This window comes from Salmonella sp. SAL04162, from assembly GCF_046551535.1.
Lineage (GTDB): Bacteria > Pseudomonadota > Gammaproteobacteria > Enterobacterales > Enterobacteriaceae > Salmonella > Salmonella enterica.
Window position 1 is genome coordinate 95,961 of the sequence record NZ_JBGDVX010000012.1, and the last position, 18,389, is coordinate 114,349.

Sequence of the window (18,389 nt, forward strand, 5' to 3'; positions counted from 1 at the left end):
TTTCTGGCACGCTTTGCTCATCACAACACAACATAAGCGAGTCGGGCGATGAAAAAGTGGGGCGTGGGGTTCACATTATTGCTGGCGTCAACCAGCATTCTGGCAAAGGATATTCAGTTACTTAACGTATCATACGATCCAACGCGTGAGCTGTACGAGCAGTACAACAAAGCGTTTAGCGCGCACTGGAAGCAGGAAACCGGCGACAACGTCGTGATCCGCCAATCGCACGGCGGTTCGGGTAAACAGGCGACTTCCGTTATTAACGGCATTGAAGCCGATGTCGTGACGCTGGCGCTGGCTTACGATGTGGACGCTATTGCGGAACGTGGTCGTATCGATAAAAACTGGATCAAGCGTCTGCCGGATAACTCAGCACCTTACACCTCCACCATCGTTTTCCTGGTCCGCAAAGGCAATCCAAAACAAATTCATGACTGGAACGATCTGATTAAACCCGGTGTGTCGGTGATTACGCCAAACCCGAAAAGCTCTGGCGGCGCACGCTGGAACTATCTGGCGGCATGGGGCTACGCCCTGCACCACAACAATAACGATCAGGCCAAAGCGCAGGATTTTGTCAAAGCCCTGTTTAAAAACGTTGAAGTGCTGGACTCCGGCGCGCGCGGCTCAACCAATACTTTCGTTGAACGCGGTATCGGTGATGTGCTGATCGCCTGGGAAAACGAAGCGCTACTGGCGACGAATGAACTGGGTAAAGATAAATTCGAGATAGTGACCCCGAGTGAATCTATTCTCGCAGAGCCGACCGTTTCCGTGGTCGACAAAGTGGTGGAAAAGAAAGACACCAAAGCGGTAGCGGAAGCGTATCTCAAGTATCTCTACTCGCCGGAAGGGCAGGAGATAGCAGCGAAAAACTTCTACCGTCCGCGCGATGCTGACGTGGCGAAAAAATACGACGATGCGTTTCCGAAGCTGAAGCTGTTCACCATTGACGAGGTGTTTGGCGGCTGGGCGAAGGCGCAAAAAGATCACTTCGCTAATGGCGGTACGTTCGACCAAATCAGCAAACGCTAAACCGTTTATAAACCCGGTAACGTATTATGTTACCGGGTTTTTTCTTTGCCACAATTTTGCGTTACTCTTCCCCGTCTATGGGTCACAGGGAACGCATAACATGAAAAAAACAGGTTACTTTTTACTGGCGGTGATAGTGATTGTCGCCGCGGCGGGCGTCGGTTACTGGAAATTTTCCGGCAATCCTGATGCGTTACGGGAAATCGTGCTTGAACAATGCCTGCCCGATCAGTTACAGCATCAAAACCCAGCGCCTTGCGCGGAAGTCAAACCTCGCGCCGGCTATGTCGTCTTTAAAGATCGTCACGGTCCGTTGCAATATTTATTGATGCCCACCTACCGTATCAACGGTACAGAAAGCCCGCTATTGCTGGAACCCGCTACGCCCAACTTTTTCTGGCTGGCCTGGCAGGCTCGCGGCTATATGAGTAAAAAATACGGGCATGATATTCCGGATAGCGCAGTCTCGCTGGCGATTAATTCGCGGCTTGGTCGTTCACAGGACCATTTGCATATCCATATTTCTTGCATCCGTCCTGACGTTCGGGAACAACTGGATAACGATCTCACGCGCATCAGCACTCGCTGGCTTCCGCTACCGGGCGACCTGATGGGGCATGAATACCTGGCGCGCCGGGTAACCGAGAGCGAACTGGCGCAGCGTAGTCCGTTTATGATGTTGGCGGAAGAGGTGCCGGAAGCGCGCGATCATATGGGACGCTATGGGCTGGCGGTGGTACGCCAAAGCGATGGCTCTTTTGTCCTGCTGGCGACCGAGCGTAATTTACTGACCTTCAACCGCGCATCGGCGGAAGAGATTCAGGACCATAGTTGCGCCATTTTGTCTTCCCGCTGATTTTCGTTCCACCCCCTGCTCATTATCTTATTGATTCTTATCCCGGTTTAAAACTGGGGTAAGATCGTGTCTATAAAAATATGTGAAACCGATCAAAAGATATAAAGGTATACCTTTATATCTTTTTGTGGTTAGTTACACTCTCTTCATAGCCTCCATAGATTGTCTGGTGGATGGCTTATATAAAAACGTTTTTATTTCATGTAGTGACATCATTAATTGTTCACCAGATTTGCGCTGTTAAGCGTAAAGGAATATCAACATGAAACTTTCTATCGTGGAAAAAATCGGCTTCGGCGCGGGAGATATGGCGATAAACGTTGTGATTATCGCCATGCAGCTGCTCCTCGCCTATTTCTATACCGATATCTACGGACTGAGCGCCGCTGATGTTGGCGTACTGTTTGTGGTTGTGCGGATGATTGATGCCATTATCGATCCGGCCATGGGGGTTCTGACCGATAAACTGAACACGCGCTGGGGGCGTTACCGCCCGTGGCTGCTGTGGTTTGCCATTCCTTTTGGTTTCGCCGTGTATTTGATGTTTATTACGCCTGATATGGCTTATATGGCCAAGCTGGCGTGGGCCTATGGCACCTATATTCTTATGACCCTGGTCTATACCGCGATCACCATTCCCTATATTTCGATGATTGGCGTGATTACCAGCGACCCCGTCGAACGGTTAAGCGCCAACGGCTATCGTTTTGTGATGACCAAGATTGCCGCTTTCCTGGTGACTATCGTCGTACCGATGCTTGCCGTCTGGCTGGGGCAGGGCAACAAGGCGCTGGGTTACCAGTTTTCGATGGGGCTGATGGGGGCGATGGGCGCCCTGCTGTTTATCTTCTGTTTTCTTACCACGCGTGAACGCAGCGAGCCGGAAATTACCTCGCTATCGGTGGGGAAACAGTTTAAATATCTGTTACGTAACGATCAGTGGATTATTCTCGGCGTTGTTATTCTGCTGCTGATGTGCGGTTATGTTATTCGCGGTTCCGTTGCCGCTTATTACGCTAAGTATTATCTGAACGGCGGAGATAACCTGATTTCACCCTTCCTGACTACCGGCGTCATCGCTTCAATTTTAGCGATGATCGCCACCACCTGGATAACCAAGTTCTGGGACAAAATTAAGATGTTCCGCTACACCCAGATTATTACCTTTGTCCTGAGCGCGCTGATGTATTTCTCCGTCGGGCGTGAAAATCTTGTCCTGGCGTTTGCGTTCTATTTTCTTATTAATTTCTTCTGCGATATGCAAATGCCGGTGTTCTGGTCCTCTATCGCCGAAGCGGTGGATTACGGAGAAAAGAAAACCGGCCTGCGCGTTTCCGGGTTGGCGTTTGGCGGCATCCTCTTCTTCCAGAAGTTTGGGATGGGGATCGCGGGCGGGATACTCGGATTCCTGCTGAGCCACTTTGGCTATCAGGCCGATGTTGAACAGACCGCACGTTCGCTCACCGGTATTGCGCTGATGATGACGCTCATTCCGGCTCTGTTCCACCTTGCGGTTGGGCTGCTTATGAAAAAGTATCTGATTAATAATGAATATTATCGAGATATTCAGCTTGCCCTGGCGCAGAAACAGGCATAAGGAGGCGCAAATGAAGGCCATGAATAAGGTTTGGGTTATCGGCGATGCCTCCGTTGACCTGGTACCGGAAAAGCAGAACAGCTATCTGAAATGCCCCGGCGGAGCGTCGGCGAATGTGGGGGTATGCGTTGCCAGGCTGGGCGGAGAGTGCGGTTTTATTGGCTGTCTTGGCGACGATGACGCCGGCCGTTTCCTGCGCCAGGTTTTTCAGGATAACGGTGTGGATGTCTCTTTTCTACGCATGGATCCGGCCCTGACCAGCGCGGTGCTGATCGTCAACCTGACGGCTGATGGGGAGCGCAGCTTTACCTATCTGGTGCATCCGGGTGCCGATACCTACGTCTCGCCGCAGGACCTGCCGCCGTTCAGGCAGCACGAATGGTTTTACTTCAGCTCAATTGGCCTCACCGACAGGCCCGCTCGCGAAGCATGTCTTGAGGGAGCGAGAAGAATGCGTGAAGCGGGTGGTTACGTACTGTTTGACGTCAATCTGCGCAGCAAAATGTGGCGCAATACCGATGAAATCCCTGAGCTGATCGCCCGCTCCACCGCGCTGGCTTCTATCTGCAAAGTCTCGGCAGATGAGCTGTGCCAGCTCAGCGGGGCCAGCCACTGGCAGGATGCGCGTTATTACCTGCGCGATCTTGGCTGTGACACCACGATCATTTCGCTGGGGGCTGATGGCGCGCTGTTGATTACCGCCGAGGGGGAGTTCCATTTTCCCGCACCACGCGTCGATGTCGTCGATACCACCGGGGCAGGCGATGCCTTTGTCGGCGGCCTGCTGTTCACCCTTTCCCGCGCAAATTGCTGGGATCATGCCCTGCTGGCGGAAGCCATCAGCAATGCCAATGCCTGCGGCGCTATGGCGGTGACGGCAAAAGGCGCAATGACCGCTCTGCCGTTTCCTGAGCAGCTCAACACTTTTCTGTCCAGCCATTCGCTGGCACAAGCCATGACCGTGAAATAAGGAGTCATCATGCACGTTGATCAAAACAAAATACTGGGATGCCTGGTGGGTGCCGCCGCCGCGGACGCGATGGGAGCCGCGACGGAAGTACGCACCCAGCAGCAAATAAAAGACTATTTTGGCGGCTGGGTGACGACCTTTCAAAAACCGCCTGCGGACACGTTTGGCCGCTGCAACGAAGCGGGGATGTGCACGGATGATTTTATTCAGGCGAAGTACATTATGGATGCGCTGCTGCGCCATCAACGCCAGGTCAGCGACGAGGCGATGCGCGAGGCTTTTCAGCAGTGGCTGGATTACCCGTACTACGCCAACTTTACCGGCCCGACGACGCGTGCGGCAATGAAGGCAATATTCAATGATAACCGTGCCTCTTTACAGGGTGAGCTGGAAGGCGAGAAACAGTCGGTACAGATTATTAATAAGGGTAACGCGGAGGCAACGAACGGCGCCGCCATGAAGATTTGGCCAGCGGCGGTGCTGCATCCGGGTGATATTGACGCGGCGATTGACTGCGCGCTGCAGATTTGCCGCTTTACCCATAATAACGTGCTGGCGATGTCCGGCGCAGCGGCGATGGCGGCGGCAACCAGCGAGGCGTTAAGAGCGCAGACCAACGCAGACAGCATTATTGCCGCCGGTATTTACGGTGCGCAAAGAGGCTATCTGCTGGCGCAGGAGCAAGGTGCGATGATGGTGGCAGGTCCTTCCGTTGCCCGACGCATTGAGCTGGCCGTAGATATCGGTAAACGTCATCGCCATTGGGAAACGGCGGTGGTGGAACTTGCTGATATTATTGGCTCCGGGCTGCACGTGAGTGAAGCGGTGCCGGCGGCCTTTGGCCTGTTCGCGTGTTGTCCGAATTCTGCCGTAGATGCTATTATCTCCGGCGTTAATATCGGCAATGATACTGATACTGTCGCCACCATGGTCGGGGCGATTTCCGGCGCATTCCATGGCGTGGAGGCTTTTCCCGCCGATTATTTAACGACTTTGGATCGTATGAATCATTTCGATTTGGCAGAACTGGCCAGGCAAATCGCAGGGTAGCGAATTCACCCTGCCGGGGACGGTAAAACGTCCCCTGCTGGCGAAGACGTGAGGTGCGCAGCTTGCAGGTTGATAAAACGAGCTTTACTCCGCTTTATAAGCAACTATTTTTTATCATCTGTCAGCAGATCCAAAATGGATCCCTGCCTTTAGGTAGTCAACTGCCGACGCAAAAAGAGATCGCCAGAGCCTACAACGTCTCGCTGATTGTGGTTAAACAGGCCTGGAGCGAATTAATCAATGCGGGCATTATTTCGTCGCAGCGCGGGAGTGGTTCGGTGGTGTGCTCGGTGCCGGAAGGCGTGAGCTACGGGCACACGTTTCGCGGTATTACCCGCGATCTCCAGGACGCCAGCGTGGCGATTGAGAACCGTATTCTGGAAATCGCGCCGCGCCGCGCGCGCGACGCTCAGGCAGACGGCTTGAGCCTGCCCGCACAGCATCACTATCTCTATATTTCGCGTATTCGTTGCCTGAATAACCGTCCGTTTAACCATGAAAAGATCTATCTCGATCTTAGCTTCTTTCCCGATCTGCAACTCACACCGCAGGCGCTGGAGCATACGTCGCTTTATTCGTTATTAAACGTCACAAGCGACTCGGCGATAGAAAAAGTTGAGGCGATTTTACCTTCCGCTGACCTGTGCGAAAAATTGCAAATCGCCGCCAATAAACCGCTGTTATCCGTCGCCAGACAGACGTTTCAGGCCGGGAAGGACAGCCCTTTTGAGTATTGCCGCTATTACGTGCTGTCTGAATACTTTGGTGAAATTCATTATCACTGATCTGTCCGCTTAATCCTGCGATAACCCCACTATATCTGGCGTTTACCTGCCTGACTGTCCGTCGTATTCTTGCTGAAAAAATCGTCAGGAGACAGGTATGTCGCTCTGGTTGTCCCATCCTCTGCTCCTCCCTTCCATCATCGTTGGCGTTACTATCCTTCTGTGGGCGACTTCGCTACTGCCGGAGTTTATGACCGCACTGCTATTTTTTGCTGTGGCGATGGGACCAGGGAAAGTTCCTGCGCGGGCGGGGATGCTGTGATGTATCGCGCTGGCGGGGGTACGCCAAAGCGATGGCTCTTTTGTCCTGCTGGCGACCGAGCGTAATTTACTGACCTTCAATCGCGCTTCTGCCGAGGAAATTCAGGATCATCAGTGTGATATCTTGAACCAACAGGTCATCAAATGACAGCTTGATATTGCATTAACGAATGCCGTTTGGAGGCCGGACAAGGCTCTCGTGGCGCTATCCGGCAAAATCTGGCGATGGCGTGGGCGTTACCAGGCCGGTGGATCCGCGGGGTGGCTGTCATTTTCCAGATGCGGCGATTTAATAAACACGCCTTTCCAGGGTTTATCGCCGTTATTAATGAGATAATGCGCCTCCCCAGGTTCGCACTGTAAAACATCTCCAGTTTGCAGGATATGAGGTGTTCCTTCCAGATACAGGCACACTTCACCGCTTAGGGTATAAAAAATCTCACAAGCGGTATTATGGCGATGGTTAGGGAATGACTGCCCTGGTTGTAGTATGACGACGCCCATATCGCAGCCCGGCCCACGGATTAAGTATTTAGGGCCATTATCGCCAAAGCGGTATTCATGATTCTTCTCATTCGTTTTTTGCATGCTTATTCTCCTGTTACAGGCCTGGCGCTTTCCAGAGGGATGTCGTTAAGCCACCATCGACCAGCGCGCGTTGATCCTGATAAACGGCCTGCCATTTTTCTCTGGCCTGCTGATAGACAGCGAAATTTTCAGGATTAGGTTTATGCTCCCGATCCCAGCGCACTAGCTTTTCTCCCGTTTCCGCCAGCGACGGCCAGATACCCACGCCAACGCCTGCGGCAATAGCGCACCCTAACGCGGTAGCTTCTTTGACGACAGGTACGTGAACGGTGAGTCCCGTAACGTCGGCAAGGATTTGGCTCCATAATTTGCCTTTAGATCCTCCGCCGGCAAAAACCAGCGAGTCGGCCTGTACGCCGGAAAACGCGGCAATTTGCTGTAAATTGCAGGCGGAAACAATGGCGGCATTCTCTTCCAGCGCGCGAAATAGGGTCGCTTTATTACACTTTTCAGGATCGATAGACAGATTGATAAACGACGGCGCGGCGTGGTACCAGCGTTTAAAACGCATAACGTCAGAGAAGATGGGCATCACACCGTACGCGCCGGGAGGCACCCGGCTGGCCATATCTTCCAGCAGGGAATACGCATCAATACCTAACCTTTCAGCGATTAGTTTTTCCTCGGCGCAAAAGGCGTCGCGGAACCAACGCATCGTTAACCCAGTAAAAAAGCTAATAGACTCGGTTTGTACCATACCGGGGATCACATGAGGATTGATGCGAACGTTCATGTTTGGGTCGGTGACCGGCGTGGGAAGATTGACGACCTGTTGCCAGAAGGTTCCGCCCAGCACGGCCGTTTGCGCCGGGCGTACGACGCCCAGCCCCAGACAGCCTAACTGCACATCGCCGCCGCCAACGATGACCGGCGTACCCGCTTGCAGGTCGCACTGTTCAGCCGCTTTCTGTGAAATGTGACCGAGCAGCGTCCCGGTTTCTTTTACCGGCGAGAGAATGTCAGAACGCAGGCCCGCCATCTGTAACAGGCTACGTTTCCAGTTGCGGGTCACCAGATCCAATAACCCCGTCGTGCCTGCGTTGGAGGGATCGACCGCCAGTTCGCCGCTGAGCATAAAGGCCATCCAGTCGCTGATCATAGTGACGGTTGACGCGCGATGATAAATATCCGGACGATGGTGGGCAAGCCAGAGCAGACGCGGAATAGCGCTGAGCGCCAGCGTTTGCCCGGAGCAACGATAAACTTCCTCCTCAAAGGTGTTATCGTGCAGCTCTTTTAATTCACTGACTTCGTGCGCCGCGCGGGCGTCAACATTAGCGCAGGCCCAAATTGGTTCGCCGTTACTGTCATAAATAACAATGCCTTCACGCATCGAGCAGGCCGATACGGCAGCGATAGCCGTTGCAGGGATGGCGGCTTTCTGTAGTGCCTGACGGATACACTGGCAAGCCAGTTGCCAGTTTTTGGCAAGATCAAACTCCATCGAACCAGGCACATCCGGCACGGCCAGATGCTGCCATTCCGCTTGACCGACAGCTATTTGCTTTCCTTGTAGATCAAAAATTACTGCTCTGACGCTACCGGTACCGGCGTCAAGAGCCATCAGGTAATGTCCTGATTCAGTATGGGTACAGAGTCGAGCCATTTTTTTATCCTCGGCTATTTTTACATCGTTACATAAAATCCTGTCAGTTATTGTTTATTGAATTGAGGTAAGTGTTATTTTATTTTTTTTATTTTTCAATAAGTTGAATTATTTTTCCTGCGGTTTTCTGATCGGTAACCAGCGCATTGATATAGTTACCGCGCATAGCGGCAATAATAGCTTCTGCTTTTTGTTCGCCGCCGGCGACGCCAATCACGGTTGGGATCGTGGAAAGTGAATTTAACTTCAGGCCAATTAATTCGTTATGGATTTTGATGTCTGGAATAATTTCGCCATGAGCATCAAAAAAATAGCCCAGAATATCGCCTACTGCGCCTTTGCGGCCAATCATGAGTTGTTCACCCTGAGTGATATAGCCGGATTTTAAGATACTGGCTTGATCTTTCTGGTTAATTGCCCCAATCCCCACGATGGCGGCATCGGCAGCTTGCGCTGTGAGCATCACATCCCGCACGCTATTTTCATTGCGCAGCGTGCAGGCAATTTCCTGCGATGATGCGCGCAGCGGCGCGGGCATAATACTTACGCTACAAGCGGCATCAAGCTGGCCTATTCCGGTCATATACGGCCCCACGCCGCCGGATAACGTGACCAGTCGGATTTGTTGCGCCGAGATAAATCCGCTGAGGCGTTTTAATGTGGTCATCGTGGCTTCGCCAAAGCCGACGGCCAGCAGTTGCTGTGGCCGCAGTGACTCCATCAACATATGGGCGGCGCCGATTCCTAAGCGCAGACCAATATCGGCATCGGGTAATGCCGGCAGCACGCGGATATTCTGCAATGCGAAGTGGTTGCGCAAGGCATTTTCATACTCAAGACACCCTTCGAAGCGGGAGTTGATTTGTACGCGAATAATACCGGACTGATGCCCTTTCTCCAGCAGACGAGAAACCTTTAGCCGGGTTAGCCCCAGACGCTCGCTGATTTCACTCTGCGTCAATCCATCGTGATAGTAGAACCAGGCAATACGCGCCACCTGCTCTTCTTCGCACATTCCATAATCAGATACCAACGTATTATCGCTCATTGTCATAACCTGGCTTTACTTTGAACATTTCTAAATCATTAACACAATTGTTCAGTTATCACTCCGAAATAACCGTGATTAACGCCACAAAAACGCGCCAAATCTGAACATTTATCATCTAAAAATTCATTTATTCAGAAAACGTGATCTGGATGAGAGTTTTTTGACCAAATAACTACTACCGTTTTGAACAATTTCTTTTTCAAAAAACATTTGTTCAGTCCCGTCAGTCAACATTGAGGGAGCGGAGGCAACATGCAAATCAGTCACAATACTGCATCCCCTCTGATTTGTGTGCAGAACATTTATAAAAGTTATTCCGGCGTCGAAGTACTAAAGGGAATTGACTTTACTCTGCATGCGGGAGAGGTGCACGCATTGCTTGGCGGCAATGGTGCGGGTAAATCAACATTAATGAAGATTATTGCCGGTATAGTCCCGCCAGATGGAGGGACTATCGATATTGCTGGTGTGCGTTGCAGTCATTTAACGCCTCTGAAGGCGCACCAGTATGGCATTTACCTGGTTCCCCAGGAGCCTCTGTTATTTCCGAGTTTATCTGTGCGGGAAAATATCTTGTTTGGCTTGCAGGGACGTCAGGCCTCCACGGAAAAAATGCAGCAGCTATTAAAGGCGATGGGATGCCAACTCGATCCGGCGAGCGCTGCGGGTACGCTTGATGTTGCAGACCGCCAGATCGTTGAAATTATGCGCGGCTTGATGCGCGACTCGCGAATCTTAATTCTTGATGAGCCCACGGCGTCGTTAACGCCAGCCGAAACTGACCGGTTATTTACGCGTTTGCAAGAGTTGCTGAAAAAGGGTGTCGGAATTGTATTTATTTCTCATAAGCTACCAGAAATTAGACAGTTAGCTCACTGCGTTAGCGTGATGCGTGACGGTAAAATCGCATTATTCGGAAAAACGCATGACCTTTCTACCGACGAGATTATTCAAGCTATCACCCCGGCAACGCAGGGCGTCAGTCTTTCCGCGAATCAAAAGTTGTGGCTGGAATTGCCTGGCAGCCGCCCGCAGAACGAACGCGGCGCGACGGTATTAGCGCTGGAGTCACTGACGGGCGAAGGTTTTATGAATATCAACCTTGAGGTGCGGGCAGGCGAAATACTTGGTCTGGCCGGGTTGGTCGGCGCGGGACGCACAGAACTGGCTGAAACGCTGTACGGTATTAGACCGGTCAATGCGGGGCGGATGCTGTTCAATGGTGAAGAAATTAACGCCCTGACAACCCAACAGCGGTTGCAGCTCGGCCTGGTCTATTTGCCGGAAGATCGGCAGTCATCCGGGCTGTATCTTGACGCATCCCTGGCATGGAATGTCTGTTCGCTGACCCACAACCAAAAAGGATTTTGGATAAAGCCCCAGCGGGATAACGCCACCCTTGAACGTTACCACCGCGCGTTAAATATCAAACTCAATAATGCCGAACAGGCGGCGCGTACTTTATCCGGCGGTAACCAGCAAAAAGTATTGATTGCCAAATGCCTGGAGGCCTCTCCGCAATTACTGATTGTCGATGAACCGACCCGCGGTGTCGATGTCTCCGCCCGCAGCGATATTTATCAGCTGTTGCGCAGTATCGCGCAACAAAATGTCGCGGTGCTGTTTATTTCCTCCGATCTGGAAGAGATAGAGCAGATGGCCGATCGCGTATATGTCATGCACCAGGGGGAACTGGGGGGGCCTGCGTTATGCGGCGAGGAAATTAACGTTGATACCATCATGCACGTTGCGTTTGGCGAACATGGTGCGTCGGAGGCAACATGTTGAAATTCATCCAAAATAACCGGGAAGCGACGGCGCTGCTGGCAATAGTCTGTTTATTCGTGTTTCCTGGCGCGCTGGATAGCCAGTATTTGAGCGTGCAAACGCTGACAATGGTTTTCAGTAGCGCGCAAATTTTGATGCTGTTGGCGATTGGCGCGACGATGGTAATGCTCACCCGCAATATTGATGTATCGGTGGGCTCGACGACAGGAATGTGCGCGGTATTGCTGGGAGTGATGTTAAACGCCGGCTATAGCCTGCCGGTCGCCTGCCTGGCCACACTAATATTAGGAATTGTCGCCGGATTTTTTAATGGCGTACTGGTTGCCTGGTTGAAGATACCCGCCATTGTCGCCACGCTGGGAACGCTGGGCTTGTATCGTGGGATCATGCTGCTATGGACAGGGGGGAAATGGATTGAAGGATTACCCGCAGGCTTAAAGCAACTCTCTGCTCCGGTGTTTCTGGGAATTTCCGCAATCGGCTGGTTTACCCTGGTGTTAGCGCTGCTTATGGCCTGGCTCCTGGCGAAAACCGCCTTTGGCCGCAATTTTTACGCCACCGGCGATAACCTGCAGGGTGCCCGGCAATTGGGTGTCCGTACCGAGATGGTACGCATCATGGCATTTTCACTTAATGGCGGTATGGCGGCATTGGCTGGAATCGTGTTTGCCTCGCAGATTGGCTTCATTCCCAATCAAACCGGCACGGGGCTGGAAATGAAAGCCATCGCGGCCTGCGTATTGGGGGGAATTAGCCTGTTAGGCGGGTCAGGCACGGTCATCGGCGCTATTCTCGGCGCTTATTTTCTTACGCAAATCGATAGTGTGTTAGTGCTGCTGCGTATCCCCGCCTGGTGGAACGATTTTATTGCTGGCCTGGTATTGTTGGGCGTACTGGTATTCGATGGGCGGCTGCGTTGCGCATTACAACGCAATCTGCGCCGCCAGAAATATGCCCGTTTTATATCACCACCCACTCCACTACAGGCGGAAGCAAAAACGCACGCACAACAGAATAAAAACAAAGAGGTGGCATGATGAATCCATGGCGACGCTATAGCTGGGAAATTGCGCTGGCAGCCTTATTGATCTTTGAAATTCTGGCTTTCGGTCTGATTAATCCACGTTTATTAGATATTAATGTCTTACTTTTTAGCACTAGCGATTTTATTTGTATCGGTATTGTCGCTTTGCCGCTAACAATGGTTATTGTCAGCGGTGGCATGGATATTTCATTTGGTTCTACAATCGGGCTATGCGCGATTACCCTGGGTGTGCTGTTTCAGCTCGGTATGCCGCTACCTTTAGCGATTATTATTACCCTACTACTCGGCGCAATATGTGGGCTGATAAATGCCGGACTTATTATTTATACCGGCGTAAACCCGTTGGTGATTACCCTGGGAACCATGTATTTATTTGGTGGTAGCGCATTATTGTTATCTGGTATGGCTGGCGCCACGGGTTATGAAGGTATTGGTGGATTTCCCACAGCGTTCACTGACTTTGCCAATATTTCATTTCTTGGTATTCCCATGCCGCTTATTTTTTTTCTTGTGTGCTGTCTGTTTTTCTGGCTGCTCATGCATCGCACGCATATGGGACGCAACGTTTTCCTGATTGGCCAGAGCGCCCGTGTCGCGCAGTACAGCGCGATCCCGGTGAATCGCACGTTGTATACCGTGTATGCCATGACCGGATGCGCCTCCGCTATCGCCGCCGTATTACTGGTTTCTTACTTTGGCTCCGCACGTTCGGATCTGGGCGCCTCTTTCCTGATGCCGGCCATTACGGCGGTTGTGCTGGGAGGCGCCAATATTTATGGCGGCTCCGGGTCGATTATGGGGTCCGCGTTGGCGGCGCTGCTGGTGGGATTTTTACAGCAGGGGCTACAGATGGCCGGAGTGCCGAATCAAATTTCCAGCGCATTGTCCGGTGCGCTTCTCATTGTTGTTGTCGTTGGTCGTTCCGTCAGTTTGCATCGTCACCAAATCCTTGAATGGTACTCACGCCGTCGCAATGCGCATCAGGCATGATTTCCTTTTGAAATTTATGGAGAAAAAAATGGCAAGACACAGCATTAAAATGATCGCCTTACTCACTGCGTTTGGTCTGGCATCTGCGGCAATGACCGTGCAGGCGGCAGAGCGGATTGCTTTTATTCCTAAACTGGTTGGCGTGGGCTTTTTTACCAGCGGCGGCAATGGCGCGCAGGAAGCGGGAAAAGCGCTGGGCATTGACGTAACTTACGATGGCCCTACAGAGCCCAGCGTCTCAGGCCAGGTTCAACTGGTGAATAACTTTGTCAATCAGGGGTATGACGCCATTATCGTTTCTGCCGTTTCGCCTGATGGCCTGTGCCCGGCGTTGAAGCGGGCAATGCAAAGAGGCGTGAAAATATTAACCTGGGATTCCGATACCAAGCCGGAGTGCCGTTCTTACTATATCAATCAAGGGACGCCAAAACAGCTCGGCAGCATGTTGGTAGAGATGGCCGCTCATCAGGTGGATAAAGAGAAAGCGAAGGTCGCTTTCTTCTATTCCAGCCCAACGGTGACCGACCAGAACCAGTGGGTGAAAGAAGCTAAAGCCAAAATTAGCCAGGAACATCCGGGGTGGGAGATAGTCACTACCCAGTTTGGCTATAACGATGCCACGAAATCGCTCCAGACGGCGGAAGGGATCATCAAAGCGTATCCCGATCTGGATGCCATCATCGCGCCTGATGCTAACGCTTTACCTGCTGCGGCACAGGCGGCGGAGAACCTTAAACGCAATAATCTCGCGATTGTTGGTTTTAGTACGCCGAATGTAATGCGCCCTTATGTTCAGCGCGGCACTGTTAAAGAGTTTGGCCTGTGGGATGTCGTCCAACAGGGAAAAATTTCCGTATATGTCGCCAATGCGTTGCTGAAAAATATGCCAATGAATGTCGGTGATTCACTGGATATTCCCGGCATCGGCAAAGTCACCGTTTCACCTAATAGTGAGCAGGGATATCACTATGAGGCAAAAGGTAACGGCATTGTGTTATTGCCGGAGCGTGTCATTTTCAACAAAGACAATATCGACAAATATGATTTCTGATAACTGTTATGTATCGACGGAGTAAAGAATGGCTGATTTAGATGATATTAAAGATGGCAAAGATTTTCACACCGATAAACCACAAACTAACACTTTGTTCACATTAAAAGGCTGTGGCGCGCTGGATTGGGGAATGCAGTCCAGACTGGCGAGGATTTTTAATCCCAAGACCAGAAAAACGGTCATGCTGGCCTTTGATCATGGATATTTCCAGGGGCCGACAACCGGACTTGAGCGTATTGATATCAATATTGCGCCGCTCTTTGAATATGCTGATGTCTTAATGTGTACTCGCGGCATATTACGCAGTGTGGTACCTCCGGCAATTAATAAACCAGTCGTTTTACGCGCGTCCGGGGCGAATTCTATTCTCACTGAATTAAGCAATGAGGCGGTTGCGGTGGCGATGGATGACGCTGTGCGGTTGAATAGCTGTGCTGCTGCCGCACAGGTTTATATTGGTAGTGAGCATGAACATCAGTCGATTAAAAATATTATTCAACTGATTGATGCCGGGTTACGCGTCGGGATGCCAATAATGGCAGTGACCGGGGTGGGTAAAGATATGGCTCGCGACCAGCGTTATTTTTCACTGGCAACGCGTATCGCTGCGGAAATGGGGGCGCAAATTATCAAAACGTATTATGTCGATAAAGGTTTTGAGCGTATTGCGGCAGGTTGTCCGGTGCCGATTGTCATCGCCGGCGGTAAAAAACTGCCTGAACGTGAAGCATTGGAAATGTGCTATCAGGCGATTGACCAGGGGGCTTCTGGCGTAGATATGGGGCGTAATATATTCCAGTCAGAAGATCCGGTAGCCATGATTAAAGCGGTACATGCTGTCGTTCATCATAACGAAACAGCAGAGCGTGCTTATGAGCTGTTTTTGAGTGAGAAAGGTTAAATGAGATCGCTTCCCCATCTTTTACCGATGCGAGGAGATGGGGATGACTGTTATTTTATTTGGAATAATCAGGGGGTTAATGATGCACGTTACGCTGGTTGAAATTAACGTTCATGATGACAAGGTTGAACAATTTATCGATGTTTTTCGGCAAAATCATCTGGGCTCGATTAAAGAGCCGGGTAACTTGCGTTTTGATGTTCTGCAGGATCCGCAGGTGCCTACGCGATTTTATATTTATGAAGCCTACGTTGATGAACAGGCCGTCGCTTTTCATAAGACAACGCCACACTATAAAACTTGCGTGGAGCAGCTTGAACCGTTGATGACCGGTCCGCGGACAAAAAAAGTTTTTATGGGTTTGATGCCTTAAGGAGCGCTCATGAACAGCCAGTTTGCCGGATTAACGCGCGAAGCATGTGTGGCATTGTTAGCGTCATATCCGCTTAGTGTGGGTATTCTGGCAGGGCAGTGGATTGCGTTACATCGCTATTTGCAACAGTTGGAAGCGCTAAACCAGCCGCTGTTGCATTTGGATTTGATGGATGGTCAATTTTGCCCGCAGTTTACCGTTGGGCCATGGGCAGTTGGGCAACTGCCGCAAACCTTTATCAAAGATGTTCATTTGATGGTAGCGGATCAATGGACGGCGGCGCAAGCCTGCGTGAAGGCGGGCGCACACTGCATCACGCTTCAGGCTGAAGGCGATATTCATCTGCATCATACGCTAAGCTGGCTTGGTCAGCAGACCGTGCCCGTTATCGGCGGTGAAATGCCGGTGATCCGGGGGATTAGTTTATGCCCGGCAACGCCTCTGGATGTCATTATCCCCATTCTGAGCGACATCGAGGTTATTCAACTACTGGCAGTGAACCCTGGATACGGCAGTAAAATGCGCTCCAGTGATTTGCACGAGCGCGTGGCGCAGCTTCTCTGTCTACTTGGTGATAAACGCGAAGGTAAAATTATCGTTATTGATGGGTCGTTAACGCAGGATCAATTGCCTTCGCTGATTGCACAGGGCATCGATCGTGTTGTTTCTGGTAGTGCGTTATTTCGTGATGATCGGCTGGTTGAGAATACGCGGAGCTGGAGGGCGATGTTTAAGGTTGCCGGGGATACTACTTTCTTACCCTCCACAGCATAAATGCCGGATGGCGGCTTTACCTTATCAGGCCTACATAAGCACTCGGCTGGTAGGCCTGATAAGCACAGCGCCATCAGACATTGATCGGCAATTAAGCCTGTTTAGCAGCTTCTGCTGCTTTCACGATCACCGCGAAAGCGTCAGCTTTCAGAGAAGCACCGCCAACCAGCGCGCCGTCGATGTCCGGCTGCGCGAACAGTTCGGCTGCGTTGGAGGCATTAACAGAACCGCCGTACTGGATAATGACCTGTTCAGCGATTTTCGCGTCAGCTTTAGCAATGTGGTCACGGATGAATTTGTGAACCGCCTGCGCCTGCGCAGGAGTTGCAGATTTACCGGTACCGATCGCCCATACGGGTTCATAAGCGATAACCGCGCCTTCAAAGGCTGCCGCGCCCTGCGTTTTCAGTACCGCGTCGATCTGGCGTGCGCATACTTCTTCTGTTTTGCCCGCTTCGTTTTCCGCTTCGGTTTCACCGATGCACAGTACCGGCGTCAGACCTTGTTCTTTCAGTACGGCGAATTTTTTGGCGATCAGCTCGTCAGATTCTTTGTGATAAGTACGACGCTCGGAGTGGCCGATAATAATGTACTGCGCGCCGATATCCTTCAGCATTTCAGCCGAAGTTTCACCGGTGAATGCGCCAGACAGGTTCAGATCAACGTTCTGCGCGCCCAGCATGATGTGGCTGCCGGCAGCAGCGCGTTTCGCCAGATCGATATACATTTCCGGCGGAGCGATTGCCACGTCGCAGCCTGCTACGCCCGTCAGTTCTTTACGCAGGTTAGCCACCAGTTCGTTTACCATGTGGCGGCTGCCGTTCAGTTTCCAGTTACCCATCACTAAAGGATGTCGCATTTCATTTCTCCACGCTTAGTCAGCGAATTAAGGAAGATGGCCGCTCGTCAGAGCAGCATGGTCTGTGAAACAGTATAGAGATTCATCCCCGGAAAGGCTTTGCTTTTTGTCATCAATTCGCCCCTTCCAGATTTTCAGATAACGCCAGCTTAATCGGTTCAACCGCGAAGGTCAGCCCCTTTTCGCCGTTATCTGCGACAACATAACGTACCGCGCCTTCGGTCTCGGCGTAATAGTGTTTACCTTTACCGGCGATAAGCATCTTTTGCAGTTTTTTCTGGCTTTGCTCTTTTGTCAGCAACGGGGCGACAGTACGAATAATGGCGGCCATATATTCCAGCGCTTTCGCTTTCGCCGCTTTCTGTTCCGGCCCCTGAATGGGCAGCCAGGTAATCTGCATACTTTTCACTTTGAGCGTACCGCGCTCCAACGCCGTGGAGGCATACAGATTTTCGTTAATCTTACTGGCGGCGCGGGTCAGATTCGCCTTATCGCGGCTATTCTCAATGGCGCGAAATTCATTGAGCGGCAGATCGGGATTCTGGCGGTTAAAGTTCTCACGAAACTGGCTAATAGAAAGATCAAAGGTTGGCGAGCCCGCCAGCAGATAGGGCGCTGTCGTGGTCGATGAAGAGAGCTGCGCGTGCGCCGTTATGCTGGCGGTGAGAGCAGAAAACAACAGTAGAAACAGAGTACATCCTGGCTTCATCAATCTTACCTTTCGTTAGGACTGCTCACGATTAAAACGATAACTGTCGGGCTTGTCAAAAGGGTAAACTGTAGCGGAAGGCAAAATATAAGGA

General features: G+C 51.5%; 18 protein-coding genes and 2 pseudogenes. 15 read left to right on the forward strand and 5 right to left on the reverse strand.

Annotated features, from left to right (window positions below):
- Window positions 1-48: 48 nt before the first annotated feature.
- The 8 genes and pseudogenes from ACLJRH_RS20680 to ACLJRH_RS20715 all read left to right on the forward strand — a co-directional run.
- A complete protein-coding gene (locus tag ACLJRH_RS20680) occupies window positions 49-1,038 on the forward strand; it encodes a sulfate ABC transporter substrate-binding protein (RefSeq protein WP_000758711.1) in 990 nt (329 codons plus the stop codon).
- A gap of 100 nt (window positions 1,039-1,138) precedes the next feature.
- Window positions 1,139-1,894 (forward strand): CDP-diacylglycerol diphosphatase, encoded by a 756-nt coding sequence (locus ACLJRH_RS20685; protein ID WP_000750757.1) that lies wholly within the window; start codon window positions 1,139-1,141, stop codon window positions 1,892-1,894.
- Window positions 1,895-2,156: 262 nt separating this feature from the next.
- Window positions 2,157-3,491, forward strand: coding sequence for an MFS transporter (locus ACLJRH_RS20690; protein WP_000777307.1), 1,335 nt, complete (start codon window positions 2,157-2,159; stop codon window positions 3,489-3,491).
- 10 nt (window positions 3,492-3,501) lie between these two features.
- Complete coding sequence (locus ACLJRH_RS20695) at window positions 3,502-4,461, forward strand: aminoimidazole riboside kinase (protein ID WP_023137064.1); 960 nt, start codon at window positions 3,502-3,504, stop codon at window positions 4,459-4,461.
- 9 nt (window positions 4,462-4,470) lie between these two features.
- Window positions 4,471-5,511, forward strand: a complete 1,041-nt coding sequence (locus ACLJRH_RS20700) for an ADP-ribosylglycohydrolase family protein (RefSeq protein ID WP_000557882.1) — start codon at window positions 4,471-4,473, stop codon at window positions 5,509-5,511.
- A gap of 62 nt (window positions 5,512-5,573) precedes the next feature.
- Window positions 5,574-6,296 (forward strand): GntR family transcriptional regulator, encoded by a 723-nt coding sequence (locus ACLJRH_RS20705; RefSeq protein ID WP_001535809.1) that lies wholly within the window; start codon window positions 5,574-5,576, stop codon window positions 6,294-6,296.
- A 97-nt stretch (window positions 6,297-6,393) separates the two neighbouring features.
- A pseudogene (locus ACLJRH_RS20710) lies at window positions 6,394-6,519 on the forward strand (hypothetical protein); the annotation flags it as partial.
- A gap of 45 nt (window positions 6,520-6,564) precedes the next feature.
- Window positions 6,565-6,705: pseudogene (locus ACLJRH_RS20715) on the forward strand (CDP-diacylglycerol diphosphatase); the annotation flags it as partial.
- Window positions 6,706-6,794: 89 nt separating this feature from the next.
- Here ACLJRH_RS20715 and ACLJRH_RS20720 read toward each other — a convergent pair.
- The 3 genes from ACLJRH_RS20720 to lsrR form a co-directional block, all read right to left on the reverse strand.
- A complete protein-coding gene (locus ACLJRH_RS20720) occupies window positions 6,795-7,145 on the reverse strand; it encodes a cupin domain-containing protein (RefSeq protein WP_001173080.1) in 351 nt (116 codons plus the stop codon).
- Between the two features lie 13 nt (window positions 7,146-7,158).
- Entirely contained in the window at window positions 7,159-8,751 is a 1,593-nt protein-coding gene (lsrK, locus tag ACLJRH_RS20725; RefSeq protein WP_023137065.1) for an autoinducer-2 kinase, read from the reverse strand.
- Window positions 8,752-8,839: 88 nt separating this feature from the next.
- Entirely contained in the window at window positions 8,840-9,799 is a 960-nt protein-coding gene (gene lsrR, locus ACLJRH_RS20730; RefSeq protein ID WP_001283049.1) for a transcriptional regulator LsrR, read from the reverse strand.
- A 255-nt stretch (window positions 9,800-10,054) separates the two neighbouring features.
- Between lsrR and lsrA the strand changes: the two genes are divergently transcribed.
- From lsrA to ACLJRH_RS20765, 7 genes are all read left to right on the forward strand, one after another.
- Entirely contained in the window at window positions 10,055-11,590 is a 1,536-nt protein-coding gene (gene lsrA, locus ACLJRH_RS20735; protein ID WP_001167248.1) for an autoinducer 2 ABC transporter ATP-binding protein LsrA, read from the forward strand.
- Window positions 11,584-12,627: an autoinducer 2 ABC transporter permease LsrC gene (gene lsrC, locus ACLJRH_RS20740; protein ID WP_000911133.1), complete on the forward strand. Its 1,044-nt coding sequence runs from the start codon at window positions 11,584-11,586 to the stop codon at window positions 12,625-12,627. The genes lsrA and lsrC overlap by 7 nt, the downstream gene beginning before the upstream one ends.
- Entirely contained in the window at window positions 12,624-13,625 is a 1,002-nt protein-coding gene (lsrD, locus tag ACLJRH_RS20745; RefSeq protein WP_000981826.1) for an autoinducer 2 ABC transporter permease LsrD, read from the forward strand. The genes lsrC and lsrD overlap by 4 nt, the downstream gene beginning before the upstream one ends.
- A gap of 28 nt (window positions 13,626-13,653) precedes the next feature.
- Window positions 13,654-14,676 (forward strand): autoinducer 2 ABC transporter substrate-binding protein LsrB, encoded by a 1,023-nt coding sequence (lsrB, locus tag ACLJRH_RS20750; protein WP_000090737.1) that lies wholly within the window; start codon window positions 13,654-13,656, stop codon window positions 14,674-14,676.
- A gap of 28 nt (window positions 14,677-14,704) precedes the next feature.
- Window positions 14,705-15,580, forward strand: a complete 876-nt coding sequence (lsrF, locus tag ACLJRH_RS20755) for a 3-hydroxy-5-phosphonooxypentane-2,4-dione thiolase (RefSeq protein WP_023137066.1) — start codon at window positions 14,705-14,707, stop codon at window positions 15,578-15,580.
- Window positions 15,581-15,662: 82 nt separating this feature from the next.
- A complete protein-coding gene (gene lsrG / locus ACLJRH_RS20760) occupies window positions 15,663-15,953 on the forward strand; it encodes a (4S)-4-hydroxy-5-phosphonooxypentane-2,3-dione isomerase (RefSeq protein ID WP_001543603.1) in 291 nt (96 codons plus the stop codon).
- 9 nt (window positions 15,954-15,962) lie between these two features.
- Complete coding sequence (locus ACLJRH_RS20765) at window positions 15,963-16,727, forward strand: epimerase (RefSeq protein ID WP_023137067.1); 765 nt, start codon at window positions 15,963-15,965, stop codon at window positions 16,725-16,727.
- A gap of 91 nt (window positions 16,728-16,818) precedes the next feature.
- Here the strand turns inward: ACLJRH_RS20765 and tpiA are convergent, their stop codons facing one another.
- Both tpiA and ACLJRH_RS20775 read right to left on the reverse strand, forming a co-directional pair.
- Window positions 16,819-17,586: a triose-phosphate isomerase gene (gene tpiA, locus ACLJRH_RS20770; RefSeq protein WP_001216339.1), complete on the reverse strand. Its 768-nt coding sequence runs from the start codon at window positions 17,584-17,586 to the stop codon at window positions 16,819-16,821.
- Window positions 17,587-17,698: 112 nt separating this feature from the next.
- Complete coding sequence (locus ACLJRH_RS20775; RefSeq protein WP_000802241.1) at window positions 17,699-18,295, reverse strand: YiiQ family protein; 597 nt, start codon at window positions 18,293-18,295, stop codon at window positions 17,699-17,701.
- Between the last annotated feature and the right edge of the window lie 94 nt (window positions 18,296-18,389).